This is a genomic window from Terrisphaera buseokensis (assembly GCF_047521145.2).
Taxonomy (GTDB): Bacteria; Verrucomicrobiota; Verrucomicrobiia; order Opitutales; family Opitutaceae; genus ER46.
The window spans coordinates 5,048,320-5,065,188 of the sequence record NZ_CM134186.1; the positions used below are offsets into that span (position 1 = coordinate 5,048,320).

Annotated in this window: 16 protein-coding genes; 6 read left to right on the forward strand and 10 right to left on the reverse strand. The window is 66.6% G+C overall.

What is annotated here, in order from left to right:
• Positions 1–84: 84 nt before the first annotated feature.
• The 5 genes from ACLJEU_RS18945 to ACLJEU_RS18965 form a co-directional block, all read right to left on the reverse strand.
• Positions 85–1,215 carry a 3-hydroxyacyl-CoA dehydrogenase family protein gene (locus ACLJEU_RS18945; RefSeq protein WP_414659941.1) on the reverse strand — a complete coding sequence of 377 codons (1,131 nt, stop codon included), beginning with the start codon at positions 1,213–1,215 and terminating at the stop codon, positions 85–87.
• The gene (locus ACLJEU_RS18950) at positions 1,212–3,179 is read right to left on the reverse strand and encodes an AMP-binding protein (protein WP_414659940.1); all 1,968 of its coding nucleotides are present in this window, start codon (positions 3,177–3,179) and stop codon (positions 1,212–1,214) included. Before ACLJEU_RS18950 ends, ACLJEU_RS18945 begins: the two co-directional genes overlap by 4 nt.
• Positions 3,176–4,360 (reverse strand): thiolase family protein, encoded by a 1,185-nt coding sequence (locus ACLJEU_RS18955; protein ID WP_414659939.1) that lies wholly within the window; start codon positions 4,358–4,360, stop codon positions 3,176–3,178. The genes ACLJEU_RS18950 and ACLJEU_RS18955 overlap by 4 nt, the downstream gene beginning before the upstream one ends.
• A 175-nt stretch (positions 4,361–4,535) precedes the next feature.
• Positions 4,536–5,144 carry a flavin reductase family protein gene (locus ACLJEU_RS18960; protein WP_414659938.1) on the reverse strand — a complete coding sequence of 203 codons (609 nt, stop codon included), beginning with the start codon at positions 5,142–5,144 and terminating at the stop codon, positions 4,536–4,538.
• Between the two features lie 213 nt (positions 5,145–5,357).
• Positions 5,358–5,594 (reverse strand): glutaredoxin family protein, encoded by a 237-nt coding sequence (locus tag ACLJEU_RS18965; RefSeq protein WP_414659937.1) that lies wholly within the window; start codon positions 5,592–5,594, stop codon positions 5,358–5,360.
• 149 nt (positions 5,595–5,743) lie between these two features.
• Here ACLJEU_RS18965 and ACLJEU_RS18970 point away from each other — a divergent pair, with 149 nt between their 5' ends.
• Positions 5,744–6,361 (forward strand): type 1 glutamine amidotransferase domain-containing protein, encoded by a 618-nt coding sequence (locus ACLJEU_RS18970; protein WP_414659936.1) that lies wholly within the window; start codon positions 5,744–5,746, stop codon positions 6,359–6,361.
• A gap of 60 nt (positions 6,362–6,421) precedes the next feature.
• Positions 6,422–7,222: an SDR family oxidoreductase gene (locus ACLJEU_RS18975; protein WP_414659935.1), complete on the forward strand. Its 801-nt coding sequence runs from the start codon at positions 6,422–6,424 to the stop codon at positions 7,220–7,222.
• Between the two features lie 128 nt (positions 7,223–7,350).
• On the opposite strand, the gene ACLJEU_RS18980 is transcribed toward ACLJEU_RS18975, so the two are convergent.
• Entirely contained in the window at positions 7,351–7,686 is a 336-nt protein-coding gene (locus ACLJEU_RS18980; protein ID WP_414659934.1) for a DUF2934 domain-containing protein, read from the reverse strand.
• Between the two features lie 182 nt (positions 7,687–7,868).
• Between ACLJEU_RS18980 and ACLJEU_RS18985 the strand changes: the two genes are divergently transcribed.
• Positions 7,869–8,936 carry an aldose epimerase family protein gene (locus tag ACLJEU_RS18985; protein ID WP_414659933.1) on the forward strand — a complete coding sequence of 356 codons (1,068 nt, stop codon included), beginning with the start codon at positions 7,869–7,871 and terminating at the stop codon, positions 8,934–8,936.
• Between the two features lie 2 nt (positions 8,937–8,938).
• Positions 8,939–11,206, forward strand: a complete 2,268-nt coding sequence (locus ACLJEU_RS18990; RefSeq protein WP_414659932.1) for a tetratricopeptide repeat protein — start codon at positions 8,939–8,941, stop codon at positions 11,204–11,206.
• A gap of 232 nt (positions 11,207–11,438) precedes the next feature.
• Here ACLJEU_RS18990 and ACLJEU_RS18995 read toward each other — a convergent pair whose 3' ends face one another.
• The 4 genes from ACLJEU_RS18995 to ACLJEU_RS19010 all read right to left on the reverse strand — a co-directional run bounded on the left by ACLJEU_RS18995 (position 11,439) and on the right by ACLJEU_RS19010 (position 15,360).
• Positions 11,439–12,212: an SDR family NAD(P)-dependent oxidoreductase gene (locus ACLJEU_RS18995; protein ID WP_414659931.1), complete on the reverse strand. Its 774-nt coding sequence runs from the start codon at positions 12,210–12,212 to the stop codon at positions 11,439–11,441.
• A gap of 17 nt (positions 12,213–12,229) precedes the next feature.
• Complete coding sequence (locus ACLJEU_RS19000; RefSeq protein ID WP_414659930.1) at positions 12,230–13,516, reverse strand: enolase C-terminal domain-like protein; 1,287 nt, start codon at positions 13,514–13,516, stop codon at positions 12,230–12,232.
• A 63-nt stretch (positions 13,517–13,579) separates the two neighbouring features.
• Complete coding sequence (locus ACLJEU_RS19005; RefSeq protein ID WP_414659929.1) at positions 13,580–14,347, reverse strand: HpcH/HpaI aldolase family protein; 768 nt, start codon at positions 14,345–14,347, stop codon at positions 13,580–13,582.
• 137 nt (positions 14,348–14,484) lie between these two features.
• Positions 14,485–15,360, reverse strand: coding sequence for an NAD(P)-dependent oxidoreductase (locus ACLJEU_RS19010; RefSeq protein ID WP_414659928.1), 876 nt, complete (start codon positions 15,358–15,360; stop codon positions 14,485–14,487).
• Positions 15,361–15,516: 156 nt separating this feature from the next.
• Between ACLJEU_RS19010 and ACLJEU_RS19015 the strand changes: the two genes are divergently transcribed.
• Together ACLJEU_RS19015 and ACLJEU_RS19020 are read left to right on the forward strand one after the other, a co-directional pair.
• Entirely contained in the window at positions 15,517–15,855 is a 339-nt protein-coding gene (locus ACLJEU_RS19015) for a c-type cytochrome (protein WP_414659927.1), read from the forward strand.
• A 69-nt stretch (positions 15,856–15,924) separates the two neighbouring features.
• Positions 15,925–16,755 (forward strand): NIPSNAP family protein, encoded by an 831-nt coding sequence (locus ACLJEU_RS19020; protein ID WP_414659926.1) that lies wholly within the window; start codon positions 15,925–15,927, stop codon positions 16,753–16,755.
• Positions 16,756–16,869: the final 114 nt, after the last annotated feature.

Genomic DNA, 16,869 nt, shown 5'->3' on the forward strand with positions numbered 1-16,869 from the left:
GCGCCAGCGAGTGGTGGTCCGGCCACTCGCTGGCGCTCGTAGCCACGATAATCAAAGAAGGAAAAAGGCCACGGGCCTTTGATATCACCTCTGCCCAGCTGCCCACGCCAGCAATCCGCCTTTCGCTACTGGAAAGCCCGCGCCGATGCGCAGCGCGAGGTCAACATCATCGGCGGACGCCACGACGCCCTCGGTCCGACACCGCCGGGCCTCGTCGACCATCACGCGCATCAGGAAAGCGGAGACATCCGCGGATGACATCGCCCCAGTCCGAGCGCCGCTGGAAAAGGCGGCGACGAGCGAACGCGTCTCGATTTCGTTCAACGCCTCCGTGCCGCCGTCGTAACGATAGAATCCGCGACTGCTGCCGTTCTTGCGTCCACGCAGTTCGGCCGCGAGCAAACGCCCGCACGCCCCGGAGCGGACAAATCGTCCGGGAAAATAATGCGCGAGCTCGCCGAAGATGAAATCCGTCACGTCTACTCCCACCTCATCGATCAGCCGCAACGGCCCCATCGGCCAGCCGAAGTCGCGCAATGCGCCGTCGATCACCGCTGCGGGCACGCCCTGCTCCCAGAGACGCACGGCGGCGTTGAGGTAGAAGAACAGCACGCGCGTCACCAGGAAGCCGGGCGACGATTGGCAGACGACGGGCTGCTTGCCGATGGCGCGAATGAACGCCTGCGCGCGCGCCTGCACCGCCGCGCTCGTCTGCGCCGTGACGACCAGTTCCACCAATGGCATCCGGCTGACCGGATTGAAAAAATGCAGGCCGAGCACGCGCCCGGGTGCGGTCACGCTTCCGGCGAACTCCTCGATCGGCAGGGCCGAGGTATTCGACGCCAGCAGCGTTGTTGTCGGCACGACGCCAGCGATGGCCGCAAACACGACCCGCTTCACCGCGACGTCCTCCACGATCGCCTCGACCACGAGATCGCAGTGCTCGAATTCGGCCCACGTGGAGGTCGTCGCAATCCGTCGCAGTCCGGCCTCCGCCTCAGGCCCGGAGAGTTTTCCACGCCGCACCGCTTCGGCGAACAGGCCCTGCATCACCGCGACGCCCCGCTCGAGCGCCGCCGGCTGCACGTCACGGAGCACGACGTCGCACCCACGCGCCGCCAGCCACTGCGCGATGCCGGAGCCCATCACACCCGCGCCGACCACGCCCACCCGGCGGATCGGCGCCGTGCCGCCACTCGATTCGTCCGCGCTCATTTCGCGCCCACTCCACCCGCACTCGCGATCGCCTCGAACGCCTGGGGATTTTCGACGCTGGTGAGATCGCCGATCGGCTGTTGCAGGAACGCGCGGGCCATCGCGGCGCGAACGATTTTGCCGCTGCGCGTTTTCGGCAGCGCTCCCACCACGAAGATGTTTTTCGGCGCGAGCGGTTTGCCGAGTTGGAGCGCGACGTGCGCAATCAATTCCGCCTCGCGCGGCGGCGCGCCAGTGGGTTTCAACACCACGAAGCACACGAGTGCGGTGCCCTTGATGTCATCCGGAATGCCAATGACGGCCCCCTCGCCCACCGCGGGATGCGACGTCAGCGCGTCCTCCACCTCGCCGGGGCCCACACGTTTGCCGGCGATCTTCATCGTGTCGTCGGTGCGGCCAAACAGGAACCATTGGCCGTCGTCGTCGACCTTCGCCCAGTCACCGTGATACCACACGCCGGGAAAGCGGCTGAAATAAGTTTCCAGATAACGCGCGTCGTCGTGGAGAAAACTCTTCGTCATCGACGGCGCGGGCTGCTTGCACACGAGGTGACCCATCGTGCCGCGCGGCGCGGATTTCCCCTCGTCCGTGTACACGTCCACATCCATGCCGAGCGCCGGCCCGCCGACGGTGCAGGCCTTGAGCGGCTCGACCGGATACGGCTGCACGTGACAGCCGACGATCTCCGTGCCCCCGGAAATGTTGATCACCGGACAACGGCCGCCGCCCACATTCTCCGCGTACCATCGGTACGAGGCCTCGTCCCAGACTTCGCCGGTCGAACCGAGCACCCGCAGTTTGGACAGGTCATGGGCCTTTGGTCCGCGTCCGTCCGTCGCGCGCAGCAGCATCCGGATCAGCGTCGGCGAGCAGCCGAGCGTGACAACGCCCAGCTTCGCGCAGATCTCCCAAATGCGATCGCTCGTCGGAAAATTCGGCGCGCCATCGAACAGCACGATCGGCGTGCGATACATCAGGCAGCCGATGATCTCCCACGGGCCCATCATCCAGCCGATATCCGTCACCCAGAAAAACGGCTCGCCCGGCCTCACGTCGAACGCGTAGCGCAGTTCCTTGCCCATCTGCGCGAGACAACCGGCGTGCGTGTGCACCGTGCCCTTCGGCCGGCCGGTGGTGCCGCTGGTGTAGATGATGAGGCACGGGTCCTCGGCCTCCGTCACGGCGCAGTCGACCGCAGGCTGCTCGCCCTTGGCCACCGCCGCGCGCCGCGGCACCAGGCACACGCCGCTGTGCAGGAATTCGTCCCAGTCGGCGGTGTCGGTCCAGACCACGCGCGTGATCGATGGCACCTTGGCCGCCGCCGCGCGGGCAATCGCGCCGGTGTCGGCGGGTTTGCCCCGTCGTTTCAGCGTGCCGCAGGCAAACAGGATCTTCGCTTCGCACAACGCGAGCCGCTCGCGCAACGCCTCCTCGCCGTAGCCGCAGAAAATCGGCACGAAGCGGGCGCCGATCTTCATCGTCGCGAGCAGCACCACCACCGTGGGCACCTGCATCGACGCGTAGAGTCCGACGGCGTCGCCGCGCTGCAGGCCGGCCGACTGGAGCGCCGCGGCGCACCGATTCACGGCCTCGCCCAGCTCACGAAAGGTGACCCGCCGCGACTCTTCGGTCCGGCCGGAATCGGACTCGAAGAACAACGCCGTCTCGTCGCCGTGGCCGTCGCGCACGTGGCGATCCACGCAGTTGTGCGCGACGTTGATCTGGCCGCCGATGAACCAGCGTGTCCACGGGAACCCGCGCGAGGTGTCGCGCACCTGCGTGTAGTGCCGCGTCCACTCCAGGCCCATATCGTGCAGGGCTTCGTCCCAGAACCATTGGTAGCAGTGCACCGACGCCTGGCGCAGCTCCGCGAGCGAACCGATGCCGCGCGTGCGCATGAAACGGGCGACGTGCGCGTCGCGCGTCCAGCCGTGATCCTCCGGTCTCCAGATGTAATCGCTCATGCCGAAAGTGTCTCCACGCACACGGCCAGGCCTTCGCCGCCGCCAATGCAGATGGCTGCGAGCCCGCGCCGCGCGCCGCGTTCGCGCATCGCCGCAAGCAGGGTCACGAGAATGCGCGCCCCGCTGGCGCCCAACGGATGGCCGAGCGCGATCGCCCCGCCGCGCACGTTGAGCCGGTCGTGCGGCACGCGGAGTTCGTGCATGAACGCGAGCGGCACCACGGCGAACGCCTCGTTGACTTCCCACACGTCGACGTCGTCGACGCTCCACCCCGCGCGCTGGAGCGCGTGCTGCGCAGCCGTCACGGGCGCCGTGGTGAACCAGACCGGTTCCTGCGCGTGCGCGCCCCAGGCCACCACGCGCGCGATGGGTTTCAACCCACGCACCTTCGCGTCCGCCACGGTGCCGAGGACCAGCGCCGCCGCGCCATCGTTGAGCGTGGAGGCGTTGGCCGCCGTGATCGTGCCCGCGGCCTCGAACGCGGGTCGCAGCGTCGGCATTTTTTCGAAATTCACTTTCGCCGGCCCCTCGTCGCGATCGACGACGACGGTCGCGCCCTTTGCGCCGGGCTTTTCCACGGCGGTGATTTCCTGCGCCAGCCGCCCGTCCTGTTGCGCGGCTTGGGCGCGGCGGAAACTCTCCGCGGCAAACGCATCCTGCTGCTCGCGCGTGAAGCCATATTTGCGCGCGCACTGCTCGGCGCAGTTGCCCATGTGCAGATTGTCATACGGATCCCAGAGTCCGTCGTGCAGCAGCGAGTCCACGACCTGCTGGTGACCGAGCCGGTAACCGTCGCGCGCTTTCGGCAGCAGGTACGGCGCCGCGCTCATCGTCTCCATGCCGCCCGCCACGACCAGCGTCGCATCGCCCGCCGCCAGCGCACGCGCGCCCATGATCACCGCCTCCATGCCGCTGCCGCAGACTTTGTGCACCGTGGTGCAACGCACCGCCGGCGGCAGTCTCGCGTACAACGCCGCCTGTCGCGCCGGCGCCTGGCCGGCTCCGGCCTGCAACACGTGGCCCATGAGGACATCCGTGATCTCATCCGCACGCACGCCCGCCTGCGCCACCGCCCCGCGGATCGCCACGGCGCCGAGCCGGGGCGCCGGCACGGACGCGAGCGCGCCCTGAAACGCGCCCAGGGGTGTGCGCGTGGCGGAGAGAATCACGACCTCACTCATGGGACAAAGCTCAGCGGCCAACCCCGAAACGCCAAGTAAATCCCGACCGCGACTAAGTTCGAAAGAAGCAAATTAGAAGGGATACCTTGGGACCGCGACCGCCCCCGCTCGCTTTTTCCGAATCCATATTACACCCAAAATCTCCGAATGCGACCGGGGGCGGTCGCGCTCCCGTTCAATCCGGCCGCTCCAAATCGAACCGATCGCGCGTGCGCGTGAACGACTCGCCGCCGAGCCGACCAATGAGATCAAGTTTGCCGGCATCGGGCCGGCCGTCGGCCCCGAGCACGGCGTCGTTGACGTGCGCCACGAGGATGCGGCCGAACACCACGTTCGCCGCGAGCGGTCCCTCGCCGATCAGCACGATGCGTTCGAGCGCGCACTCGAAAGCCACGGGGGCGGCCGCGACGCGGGGCGGCCGGATGCGATCGCTGGGCGCGGCGGCGATGCCAAAACGCTCGAATTCACTTTCTCCATACGGCAGGAGCGCGGCGGAGGCGTTCATCTGCTCCGCCAACTCGAACGACACGAGATTGATCACGAACTCGGGCACGGCCTCGATGTTCTGCACCGTGTCCTTCTTGCTGCCGTCGCGTTTGTTCACCGGCACGAACATGAGCGTCGGCGGGTTGGCGGTGACGCCCTGGAAAAAGGAGAACGGCGCGAGGTTGGATTTCCCCTCCGCCGAGATCGTCGACACCCACGCGATCGGTCGCGGGAGAATCGTGGATATCATCCAGCCATAGGCGTCACGGGGGCGGAGCGCGGAAAAATCGAGGACCATGCGACGGCGAGCTCAACCGTACGCACGCGCGAATGCGAGCCCGGCCGACACAAACAAGCTCCCGCGAATCACGCGAACCGGCGCGAATTTCAGCGACAACGTGAAATCAGATCCGACCGCGCCTGCCTACACCCACCGTCAGGCCAATCTCGTTCTTATCCGATTTTATTCGCGCCCATTCGCGTGATTCGCGGGCGACCCCATCGCCCCGGCTCAGCTGTCCTCGAGCTTCACGTTCCGGCCGCGCAGAAACGGAATCAGTTCATCGACGCCGAAGTCGGCGAGAATCTTTCCGTTCCAATCGAGCGTCGGCGCCTTGGTCTGCCCCGACTTTCGTTCCATGTCCGCCCGCGCCTCGGCATCGACCGTCACGTCTTTCAGCCGATAGCCGACGCCGTTCCGATCGAGGAAGGTGATGGCCTCCGTACAATACGGACAACCGGTTTTCACGAAGAGGAGGGGAAGGTCAGCGGCCACTCCACCAAGGTACCCCGGCGGGAAACTTTGTTCCGCCGCACGAACCGACCGGAGCGAGCCCGGTCAGTGGCGATGCCAGCGTCGCTTCAATTCAAACCCACCACTGAAAAAAAGGACGCATCATGCTCAAGGCAGACTCTCCCACCTCACTCCACGGCAAGACCATCGCGATTCTCGCCACCGACGGTTTCGAACAAAGCGAACTGAAACTGCCCCGCGAAGCATTGGAACGCGCGGGCGCGGACACCGAACTCGTTTCCCTCAAGGCCGGCACGATCCGCGGCTGGACGGACGGCAATTGGGGCGACGAACTCCAGGTGGATCTCGCGCTCGATGACGCGGACGCCGCCACGTACGACGCGCTCCTGCTGCCCGGCGGAGTCATGAATCCCGACCTACTCCGGATGGAACCGAAGGCCGTGGAATTTGTGCGCGCGTTTTTCAACGCCGGCAAACCCGTCGCTGCAATCTGCCACGCTCCGCAACTGCTGATTGAAGCCGACGTCGTGCGCGGTCGCACCCTGACCTCCTATGTCTCCGTGAAACGCGACCTGCAGAACGCCGGCGCGAACTGGGTCGATCGCGAGGTGGTGGTGGACAACGGTCTCGTCACCAGCCGCCAGCCCGACGACATCCCGGCCTTCAACGCGAAGATGATCGAGGAGTTCCACGAAGGCATTCACGCGAAAGCGATCGGCGGGGCGGCGTCGCGCGCGTCAGCCACCAAGACCACCCGCTGAGCTGGCCGGCGGAGAGCGCGTCCTGACTCGGACGTGCTCCGCCGCTCCGCTGACGTCATCATGCACACCCTCTTCAAGGATTCACTCGCCGGCAAAGTTGCGCTCGTCACAGGCGCGGGTTCCGGCATCGGCAGGGCGACCGCGAAACTATTCGCCTACGCCGGCGCCCGCGTCGCCGTGCTGACCCGCAACGAAGCGGAGGCCCAAGCCACCTGCACGGAAATCCGCCATGCGGGCGGCGACGCGATCGGCCTGCTGGCGGACGTGGCGAAGTCTGACCAACTCGCCTCGGGCTTCCAATCGATCCGTGATTCCTGGGGCCGGCTCGACGTGGTCGTTGCCAACGCAGGGATCAACGGTGTCTGGACCGGCATCGAGGAACTGCGCGAGGAGGATTGGGATGAGACGTTCGCGATTAACGCGAAGGGCACATACCTCACTGTCAAACACGCGGTGCCGCTGCTGAAGGTCAACGGCGGCGCGATCGCGATCGTGTCGTCCGTCAATGGCAACCGCACATTCAGCAGCGTCGGCGCGAGCGCTTACGCCACGACGAAAGCGGCCCAGGTGGCCTTCGGCCGCATGATGGCGCTCGAACTCGCGGCGCATCGCATTCGCGTCAACACCGTGTGCCCGGGCTCGATTGAAACGAAAATCGAAGACAACACCGAGCGCCGGAATGTCGATGCGCTGACCCTGCCCGTGATCTTTCCCGAGGGGAAAGTCCCGCTCACCGGGGGCAAGTCCGGCACCGCGGGTCAGGTAGCGGAATTGATTTGGTTCCTCTGCTCCGACATCGCGACGCACATTACCGGCGCCGAGGTGTTCATCGACGGCGCCGAATCACTGCTGAAAGGCTGAAGCGCTGAAGGGCAAAGTAGGGCGGCTGGTCCACCAGCCGCCGGAACTAACGTGATGGGTTTCCTCAAGCGGCAGCGCGTTGAGGGACAACGCGCCCTACCCGTTGGCGACGGGCGAAAGGTGAACGCTCACCGTCCCGTGCCCGTCCACGGCTTGCGCGCGGCAAACGGCGTCGCGCTGTCCCGCCGCCGCTCGCGAGCGGATTCGCTCGCCGGCCGCCGCGACTCCTTGAGCGGCACGTCAACCGACGGTCGTTGCGCTTCGATCGCCGCCTCACTCAGCGGCGGCACGCTGGCCGGGACTTTCCCGGCCGAGGCGCGGGCCGTGAGTTCCTGTTCGGCTTCCAGCCAGTGACGTTGGTCACAGCCGTCGGGGCAGCCCTCGCTCTGCCAGATCTCATAGGCGCGACGCGCCACTTCGTCTGCGTTCAGGTCGGTGGATACGGTGGAAGTAAGTGAATTCATGAGTCCCAATCTTACACGTTGCGGGCGGGCGGCGCATCCGGTTCGGTACCGATCGTGTCCGCAGAAATCAGCCGATTCTCGCCCCCGAAACTCCATGCGCGTTCCGTCGGAAAAACCGCGGACGGCGTGCGCGCACTCTCCCAGTCCGCGCCCGTGCCTCCCGCTCAATCGCGTTCGCTGCGATGATCCCTTTCGGCACCACTCCTGACGGCCGCGCGGCCCATCTTTTCACTTTGCGCAACGCGCAGGGTGTGAGCGCGGACATCACCGACTACGGCGCGACGGTCGTGCGGCTCTTCGCCCCGGATCGCCAGGGCCGGCTCGCCGACGTGACACTCGGCTTCGATCGCCTCGACGACTACGTCGCACGCTCGCCGTACTTCGGCTGCGTGATCGGCCGCGTCGGCAATCGCATCGCGCACGGCCGGTTTTCCCTGCACGGCAAAAGCTACACGCTCGCGCTCAACAACACGCCCGGTGGCATTCCGTGTCACCTGCACGGCGGTCTGCGGGCCTTCGACAAAGCGGTGTGGCGGGCCGAGCCGTTCACGCGCGCGGGCGAAGCGGGCCTGCGACTGCACCATCGCAGTCCCGACGGCGAGGAAGGTTACCCGGGCAACGTTGAGGTCGTGGTCACCTACACGCTCACGACCGACAACGCGCTTCGGATCGATTACGAGGCGATCACCGATCAGCCCACGCCGATCAATCTGACGAATCACGCCTACTTCAATCTCGCCGGCGAAGGCGCGGGCGATGTCCTCGGTCACATGCTCACGATCCACGCGCGCGACTACACGCCGGTGAACGCCGGCCTGATTCCGCTCGGCCACGTGGCTCCGCTCGCGGGCACGCCGCTGGACTTCTCCACGCCGCATCCGATCGGCGAACGGATCAATGTCCCACACGAACAGCTCCAGCTCGCGGGCGGCTACGATCACAACTACGTGATCACGCACGCGCCCGGCCAGCCCAACGCCCTCGCGCCCGCGGCCACCGTGGTTGATCCCGCTTCCGGCCGTATCATGAAAGTGCTGACGACCGAACCCGGCATGCAGTTCTACACCGGCAATTTCCTCGACGGCTCGTTCCCGGCCAAGCTCGGTCACGTCTACCAGCACCGCCACGGCTTCTGCCTCGAAACGCAGCACTTCCCCGATTCGCCCAACCAGCCCGCTTTCCCCTCCGTGATCGTTGCCCCGGGCGAAACGCTTCGCTCCACGACCGTGTATCGTTTCGACGTCTGCTGATCATGCGACCCGTCCGCCTGCGCTCCGCGCCCCTCATTCCCCTCTCGGTCGGTGCGCTCGCTCTCTGGCTGCTCCTCGGCAGCCTGGCCGGCGGCTGCAGTCGCGAAACGAAAACCACCGCCACGGCCGCAACCGCGCCGGCCGCCACGCCCGCGCCGGTGTCGTTCGCCTCGGCGGACTGCCGCTCGTGTCACGAGGACGTTTACAAGGCCTGGTCCGGATCCCACCACGCGCTCGCGCACCGACCGGTCGACGCCGCCAAGGACGCCGATGCGTTTGCCCCCGGCCATCGCGTCACGGTGAACGGCATCGAGTACCGCACCGAGTGGAAGGACGGAAAGCCCGCAGTCAGCGAGCAACGCGAGGGCCAGCCCGCGCAGGTCTACACCGCCGACTTCGTGCTCGGCCACACGCCGCTGCGGCAATACGTCGTGCCCGTCGGCGGCGGACGTTACCAGGCGGCCGAGCTGACCTTCGATCCGGCGAAGAAGGAATGGTTCAACGTCTTCGGCGACGAACGCCGCCAGCCCGGCGAATGGGGCCACTGGCGCGGTCGCGGCATGAACTGGAACTCGATGTGCGCGCACTGCCACCTCACCGACTACCAGAAGAACTACAATCCCGTCACCGACACCTACGCGACCACGTGGCGCGAGCACGGCGTCGGTTGCGCGCAATGCCACGCCAACCTCGCGCCCGGCCATTCCGACCCGAAACGCAAACCCGCGAGCGGTTCGACGCCGCCCGGCAATCCAACCGCCGCCGCGCTCAAGCTTGCGCAGGAAACGTGCGCGCCCTGTCACGCCCGCAACGAGCTGCTCACCGGCCGCCTGCAGCCCGGCGGTTCGTATCACGATTATTACCGCCTCACGCTGCCGACCGAAGCCGCCGTATTCTATCCGGACGGACAGGTGCGCGATGAGGACTTCAATTACACGTCGCTCCTCACGAGCCGGATGGGCGGCAAGGCCGGCGTCACGTGCCTCGACTGCCACGATCCGCACAGCGGCCGCACCAAGTTGCCGGTCGAGAACAACGCGCTTTGTCTGCAGTGCCACGGACCGTCCCCGCGGCTCAACGCGCCGGTGATCGATCCCGTCGCGCACTCGCACCACCCGGCCGGCAGCACGGGCAATCAGTGCGTCACCTGCCACATGCCGACGACGCCCTACATGCAGCGCGACCCGCGGCACGATCACGGCTTCCTGAAACCCGATCCGCTGCTCACGAAGGAACTCGGCATTCCGAACGCGTGCAATCGGTGTCACACCGACAAGACCGTCGACTGGGCCATCACGCACACCGACCAGTGGTACGGGCCCAAGATGGAGTCACGGCAGCGCCAACGCACGCGGGCCGTCACCGCCGCGCAGGCCAACGCCCCCGAAGCCCCGGAGAAAGTCCTCGCGCTGATTGCTTCCGAGGACGTGCCGGCGTGGCGCGCGACGTTGCTGCTGCTGTTGCGCAACTACGCCGCGACGACGCCGAAGGTGATCGAGACCGCGCGGACGCTGACCCGCGACGCCGATCCGCTCGTGCGCTCGGCCGCCGCGCAGGTGTTGTCGACGCTGCCCACCGAGGTGGCGAATCTGCGGCCGCTCCTGAACGATGCGACGCGCCTCGTGCGGCTCGATGCCGCGTGGCCGTTGTCAGCCGAACTCCCGCCCGACTCCGCCGCGCGCAAGGAACTCGACGCCTACCTCGCCGTGAGCGCCGATCAGCCGGCGGGTCGGATGCGCATCGGTCAGGATCTTTTCAATCGCGGGCGCGCCGCGGAGGCCGAGGCCTCGTTGCGCAAAGCCGCCGAGTGGGATCCGAACTCGCCTGGCATTCTCGACGCGCTCGGCATCGTGCTGAACGAAGTGGGCAAACCCGCGGAAGCGGCGGCGGCGCTCTGGCGTGCGGCGCAGCTCAATCCGACCGACGCCACCGCGGCGTTCAATGCCGCGCTCGCGTTTGCCGCGGCGCGCAAGTTGCCCGACGCGGAGTTCGCCCTGCGTGAAGCCGTCCGCCGCAACCCGCGGCTCGATCGCGCGTGGTACAATCTCGGGCTCTTGCTCGCGCAGACCGGACGCGGCCCGGACGCCATCGGGGCGTTGCAGCAAGCCGAACAGGTCGCTCCGGCCGTCGCCGACTATCCGTACGCGCGCGCCACCGTCCTGTGGCAAACCGGCCAACGCGAGGCCGCGCAGGCCGCCGCGCGCCGCGCGCTCGAGATCGATCCCGCGCACGTGCAGGCGCGCGGATTGTTGCAGCAGGGCGGACGGTAGCAGCGATTCGCTCACGATTGGGGAACGAGTCACCGACTCGCCTGAGTTGGGACAGAATGAACAGAATGGACAAACTTTTCCCCCTGCAGGGACCCGGGCTCATTCGGTTCATTCTGTCCATTCTGTCCAAACCAGGCGCCGGGCAGGAAGAGCAGTGCGATTTCGCTCCTTCTCGCCGTCGTCTGTGGCTACGAGCGCCAGCGAGTAGCACTGCCGCCGCGCGGAAGCCAACTCAGCGCAGCAGCGTCGCGCCGCCGTCGATGTCGTAGGCCGAACCCGTGATGAAGCCGGCTTCGTCGGAACAGAGAAACGCCACGAGCGATGCGATCTCCTCGGGCTTGCCCATCCGGCCGATCGGTTGCGCGGCGGAGAGCTTGTCGAACATCTCCTTTTCCTTGCCGGGATAATTCTTCGCGAGAAAGCCGTCGACAAACGGCGTGTGCACGCGCGCCGGACACACGCAATTGCAACGCAGCCCGCGGTCAACGAAGTCGCGCGCCACCGCGAGCGTCATCGTGAGCACCGCGCCCTTGCTCATGCCGTAGGCGAAGCGATCGAGCAGCGCGATTTTCGAGGCGATGGACGCGACGTTCACGATCGCGCCGCCGCCCGACGCCAGCAGCCGCGGCACGCCGAAATGCAGACCGTGATACACGCCCTTCACGTTCACCGCGTACACGCGATCCATGTCTTCGGGCGTCGTGCTGAGCACATTGCCGACGTGAGAAATACCGGCGTTGTTCACCAGCACGTGAAGTTTCTCCACCTGATCGAACGCCGCGCGCATCGATTCGGTGTTCGAAACATCGGCCGCGATCACGCGCGCCGCGCCGCCCGCCGCGCGAATCTGCGCCGCCGTGGCTTCGCCCGCTTCCGCCTTGGCCTCCAGGATCGTCACCTCCGCGCCCTCCGCCGCCAGCCGCACCGCGATGGCGCGACCGATGCCGGAACCCGCGCCCGTCACGAGCGCCTGTTTGCCGCCAAGCCGTTGTACAGGGGAATTCATGGAAAGAATTGGGGCGCTCACCAGCGCGTGGCAGAGAATTTCCAACCCGGGACTTTCTTCTGCATCTCGATCTCGTCGTTGCGCTCCTTGAGGCCGGCGCGCTGATACGTGGCGTGCGCCCGCGCGAGCGCCGAGCGATCGAGCTCGACGCCGAGGCCCGGTCCTTTCGGCAGCGTGACGCAGCCGCCCTCGATCGCCATGCGGCCGCCCACGATGATTTCCTCCCACTGCCAGGGATAATGCGTGTCGAGCGCGTAGCTGAGGTTCGGCATCGCCGCGCCCAGGTGCGTCATCGCGGCGAGCGAGATGCCCGCGTGGTTGTTCGAGTGCATCGACACGCCGCGGCCGAACACCCGGCAATGGGCCGCGAGTTCCATCGACGAATGCAGTCCGCCCCAGAAATGGTGATCGGTGAGAATGATATCCTCCGAGCCGGTGCGCACGCTGCCAGGCAGATCGTCGAACGACGTCGTGCACATGTTTGTCGCGAGCGGCGTTTTCAACGCCTGCCGCACCCGCGCCATGCCTTCCTGCGTGCGACACGGATCCTCAAGGTATTCGAGAATGCCCTCGAGTTCGCGACCGAAGCGAATCGACGTCTCGACGGTCCACAGCGCGTTCGGGTCGAGCCGCAGCGGCACCTTCGGACCGAAGCGCCGGTGCAACGCCTTCATCGCCGCGACTTCCTGCGCGGGTTCGAAACAGCCGCCCTTCAGCTTGATCGATTCGAAGCCGAAGGCCGCGACCATCGCCTCGGCCTGCGCAACGACGCCGTCGGGATCGAGCGCCGCCTTTTGGCGGGCCGCGGCCCAGCCCGTGGCCTTGGGATCGGTGCCGAAGGCGAGTTCGCCGCCGGCGCCTTCGTATTTATAGAACAGGTACGCGGAGTACGGCACGCGCTCGCGTACGATGCCGCCGAGGAGCGTGGCCACCGGCACGCCAAAGGCCTTGCCCTGCACGTCGAGGCACGCGACGTCGAGCGCGCTGAACACCTGCACGCGCGTGCGACCGTCCCATGGCTTGTCGCCACGCGACGCCGAGGTCTCGGGCGAACAGCGCGCGGCGAGCCGGGCGCGGAGCGCATTCCAGTTCAACGGATCGCTGCCAATCACGGTGTCGCGCACCGCGGCCAGCGCCTGATCGACCGCGACACTGCCGGGCACTTCCGCCAGGCCGGTAAGACCGGTGTCGGTCGTGATTTCGACCACCGTGCGCAGGCAGTACGGCGCGTGCAGGCCGGCCGCATTCAGCAGGGGCGGATCGCCGAGCGCGATCGGCGTGATGGACATGTCCGTGATTTTCATGGGGTCGGAAACCTCGCGGTGGAGACGCGGCGGAGCGCGCGCGAGTGGCGCGCGCGCGGAAGATTACTTCGCTTTCAACGCGGCGGCAAAACCGAGCAACCCGGCGCGCACCGCGCCACCGTCGCTGCCGAGCGCGGTGAAGGTGTAGCCGAGATCGCGGACTTTAGGTACGAGGGCGTTGTTGTGAACGAGGATGCCGGCGGCCTTGCCGTGACGCTTCGCCGCATCGCTCACCTTGCGGAGCGCCTCGGTGAACGCGGCGCTCTCAAGCTGATCGCGGATCCCCATGTTGTAGGAAAGATCGGTCGGTCCCACGAAGAGCACATCGGCGCCGTCGACTGCCGCGATGGCGTCGATGTTCTGGATGGCCTCGACCGTCTCGATCTGGATGACGGTGAGCAGACGTTCGTGCGCGTGCGCGTAGTACTCCTCGAAGTCACCGCCGAAGCCGGCGCCGCGATTGAACTTGGCGACCCCGCGCACGCCGTGCGGCGGGTAACGCATCGCCGACACCGCGGCGCGCGCCTCGGCGGCGGTACTCACATACGGCACCATCACGCCGAGGGCACCCATATCGAGGGCGCGTTTGAAACGCGGCGTGTCGTTCTGCGCGATGCGCACGATCGGGAACGTGGGCGTGGCCGAGGCGGCCTGCAATTGGTGGAGCAACGTGTCCTCGCCGCCCGGACCGTGTTCGTGATCGATCAACACCCAGTCGAAGCCCGCGAGGCCGGCGATCTCAACCGTGACGGGCGAACCCAGGTTCAGAAAAGTGCCGGCCAGCCACTCGCGCGCGAGCACCCGTTTGCGAAAATCAGGGGGAAGTTTCATGGGGGAGGCGCCGCGCAGCGGCGCAGTTGAGGGTTGAGAGCTGAGAGTTGAGAGTCCGGCAAACCATCGCGGCGACGTCGAAAGTGGGGTTTGGAGTCTCTCAACTCTCAACCCTCAACTTTCAACTGCCGCGCTGGTCAGAGCGCGGCATACAGTCGGTACAACGCCTGCGTGCCGCAATCCTCCCAGCCGCGGGCGGCGACCTGTTCATAGAGTTTCTTGGCGTTGGCGAGGCCGGGGAGATCGAGCTTCAACTCCGCCGCGCTCTCGAGGGCGATCTTCATGTCCTTGATGATATGCTTCACGTAGAAGCCCGGCGCAAAATTGTCGCCCAGCGCGCGCGGTGCGAGATTCGTCATCGCCCAGCTGCCGGCCGCGCCGCCGCTGATGCTCGCGTGCACGGCAGTCGGATCGAGGCCGGCCTTTTTCGCATACGCGAGCGCCTCGACCCACGCCACCATGCCCACCGCGACCGCGATCTGGTTGGCCATCTTGCAATACTGGCCGGCACCCGCGGCTCCGAGCAGCGCGATGTTCTTGCCCATGATTTCGAAGAGCGGTTTCGCGCGCGCAAAGGCCGCGGCGTCGCCGCCGACCATGATCACGAGGCGCGCTTCACGGGCGCCCAGATCGCCGCCGGAAACGGGAGCGTCGAGGGAAGCCAGGCCGCGTTTCGCCGCCGCCTCTGCGATCTTCCGTGCGAGCACGGGACTCGACGTCGTCATGTCGATCAGCAGCGCGCCGGGTTTCGCCTGTGCCACAATGCCACCGGCCCCGAGGTAGCTGGCGTCCACATCCGTCGGAAAGCCCAGCATCGTAATCACGACATCGGCGTGGGCCGCGGCCGCGCCGGCGCTGTCGTGCCAGGTCGCGCCCGCGTCAAGCAGCGCCTGGGCTTTTTCCTTGGTGCGGTTGAACACGTGGAGCCTGTGGCCGGCCTTGTGCAGATGACCCGCCATGCTGCGGCCCATCACGCCGGTGCCAATGAATGCGATCGAAAGGGAAGCGGACATGGTTTGAAAACGAAGGGGTGGAAACGCGAAAAACGGCCGCGATGCAAACGCTCCCGCTGCTCTCGCGCGATGAAAATATAGCACGCGCTGAGGTGCCGGCGGCGCGCGGCGGCTCCGGCATTGCCAACCGTCCGCGAAGCGGCCGTCCTTGCACGCGTGTTGCACCTCACCCACCTGCCCGCCCTCGCCGGCCCCGGCCTGTTGCTGCTCGCGGTTTCGCTGCCCGGACGAGCGGCCGACGGCATCGTGGTGTTCGAGAACCACTGCGCGTCGTGTCACGGCCTCGACGGCAAGGCGCGAACACCGGCCGGCAAAAAACTGGGCGCGCGCGATCTCTCGGCCAGCACGGCCACCGACGAGGCGATCGCGCGACAAATTCGCGCCGGCGTGAAGGACGGCCGGGGAGTGGATCGCATGCCGGCGTTCAAGGATCGCCTCACGGGCGACGAGCAGGCGGCGGTGCGCGACTACGTGAAAACCTTTCGCAAGAAATAATCAGCCCACACTCGCAAACCCTGCCGCGTTGCGCTCACGTTTCCCTCGCCCCTTCTTCCTCCAACGCCTATGAATCCCAATCGTCGCACCTTCCTCAAAACGTCACTCCTCGCTTCCGCCGCGGCCACGCTCCCCGGAGCCGCACACGCCGCGTCGGCCGGCGGAAAATCCGCCCGCGAGTATTACGAATTGCGCTCGTACCGGTTGAAGCCCGGCGCGTCCCGCGCGGTGATCGAAGGCTATCTCGAAAAAGCGTTGGTGCCGGCGCTTGATCAGCGCGGCATCAAGAACGTCGGCGTGTTCACGGAGCTCGATGTCGTCAAGGCGACCGGCGTCGCGACGCCCAAGGCCGACACGCCGGTGTGGGTGCTGATTCCGTACACGAATCTCGACACCTTCGTCAGTGTGAACGCGGAGATCAACGCCGACCCCGCCGTGCAGAAGGCCGGTGCCGCGTACCTGCAGGTCCCGAAGCCCACGCCGGCGTTCGATCGCATCGACAGCTGGTTGCTGCTCGCGTTTGCGGGCATGCCGAAGATGGAATTGCCGGCATTTTCGAAGAGCCGCGTGGCGACACGCGTCTTCGAAATGCGCGACTACGAGAGCCACAGCGAGGAGCGCGCGCTGAGCAAGATGGCGATGTTCAACGACGGTGAGATCACGGTGATGAAGGATCTCGGCATGTCGCCCGTCTTCTTCGGCCAGGCGTTGACCGGCCCGAACCTCCCGCACCTGCGCTACATCACGAGCGCCCCCGACCTCGCCTCGCACCTGGCCAACTGGAAAAAATTCGGCCCTGATCCGCGCTGGGTGAAAATGAAGGACCTGCCGCAGTACGCCAACAACACGTCGAAGAACACCGCGCGTTTCCTGACGCCGACGGCTTTCTCGCAGATCTAATCTGCCCCTGGTAAGGCTGGAGCAGGAAACCAGGAAACCCGGAGAAATTCAGCAGCCGGAATACATCGGCTGAATTCTAAAGCCAGGAAGCCAGGAGCAGACAGTTTTGGTCCG

Bases quoted from the DNA above. Each gene is read 5' to 3' on its own strand.
- ACLJEU_RS18945 (WP_414659941.1), bottom strand. From the start codon at position 1,215: ATGAGCGCGGACGAATCGAGTGGCGGCACGGCGCCGATCCGCCGGGTG.
- ACLJEU_RS18950 (WP_414659940.1), bottom strand. From the start codon at position 3,179: ATGAGCGATTACATCTGGAGACCGGAGGATCACGGCTGGACGCGCGAC.
- ACLJEU_RS18955 (WP_414659939.1), bottom strand. From the start codon at position 4,360: ATGAGTGAGGTCGTGATTCTCTCCGCCACGCGCACACCCCTGGGCGCG.
- ACLJEU_RS18960 (WP_414659938.1), bottom strand. From the start codon at position 5,144: ATGGTCCTCGATTTTTCCGCGCTCCGCCCCCGTGACGCCTATGGCTGG.
- ACLJEU_RS18970 (WP_414659936.1), top strand. From the start codon at position 5,744: ATGCTCAAGGCAGACTCTCCCACCTCACTCCACGGCAAGACCATCGCG.
- ACLJEU_RS18975 (WP_414659935.1), top strand. From the start codon at position 6,422: ATGCACACCCTCTTCAAGGATTCACTCGCCGGCAAAGTTGCGCTCGTC.
- ACLJEU_RS18980 (WP_414659934.1), bottom strand. From the start codon at position 7,686: ATGAATTCACTTACTTCCACCGTATCCACCGACCTGAACGCAGACGAA.
- ACLJEU_RS18985 (WP_414659933.1), top strand. From the start codon at position 7,869: ATGATCCCTTTCGGCACCACTCCTGACGGCCGCGCGGCCCATCTTTTC.
- ACLJEU_RS18990 (WP_414659932.1), top strand. From the start codon at position 8,939: ATGCGACCCGTCCGCCTGCGCTCCGCGCCCCTCATTCCCCTCTCGGTC.
- ACLJEU_RS18995 (WP_414659931.1), bottom strand. From the start codon at position 12,212: ATGAATTCCCCTGTACAACGGCTTGGCGGCAAACAGGCGCTCGTGACG.
- ACLJEU_RS19000 (WP_414659930.1), bottom strand. From the start codon at position 13,516: ATGAAAATCACGGACATGTCCATCACGCCGATCGCGCTCGGCGATCCG.
- ACLJEU_RS19005 (WP_414659929.1), bottom strand. From the start codon at position 14,347: ATGAAACTTCCCCCTGATTTTCGCAAACGGGTGCTCGCGCGCGAGTGG.
- ACLJEU_RS19010 (WP_414659928.1), bottom strand. From the start codon at position 15,360: ATGTCCGCTTCCCTTTCGATCGCATTCATTGGCACCGGCGTGATGGGC.
- ACLJEU_RS19020 (WP_414659926.1), top strand. From the start codon at position 15,925: ATGAATCCCAATCGTCGCACCTTCCTCAAAACGTCACTCCTCGCTTCC.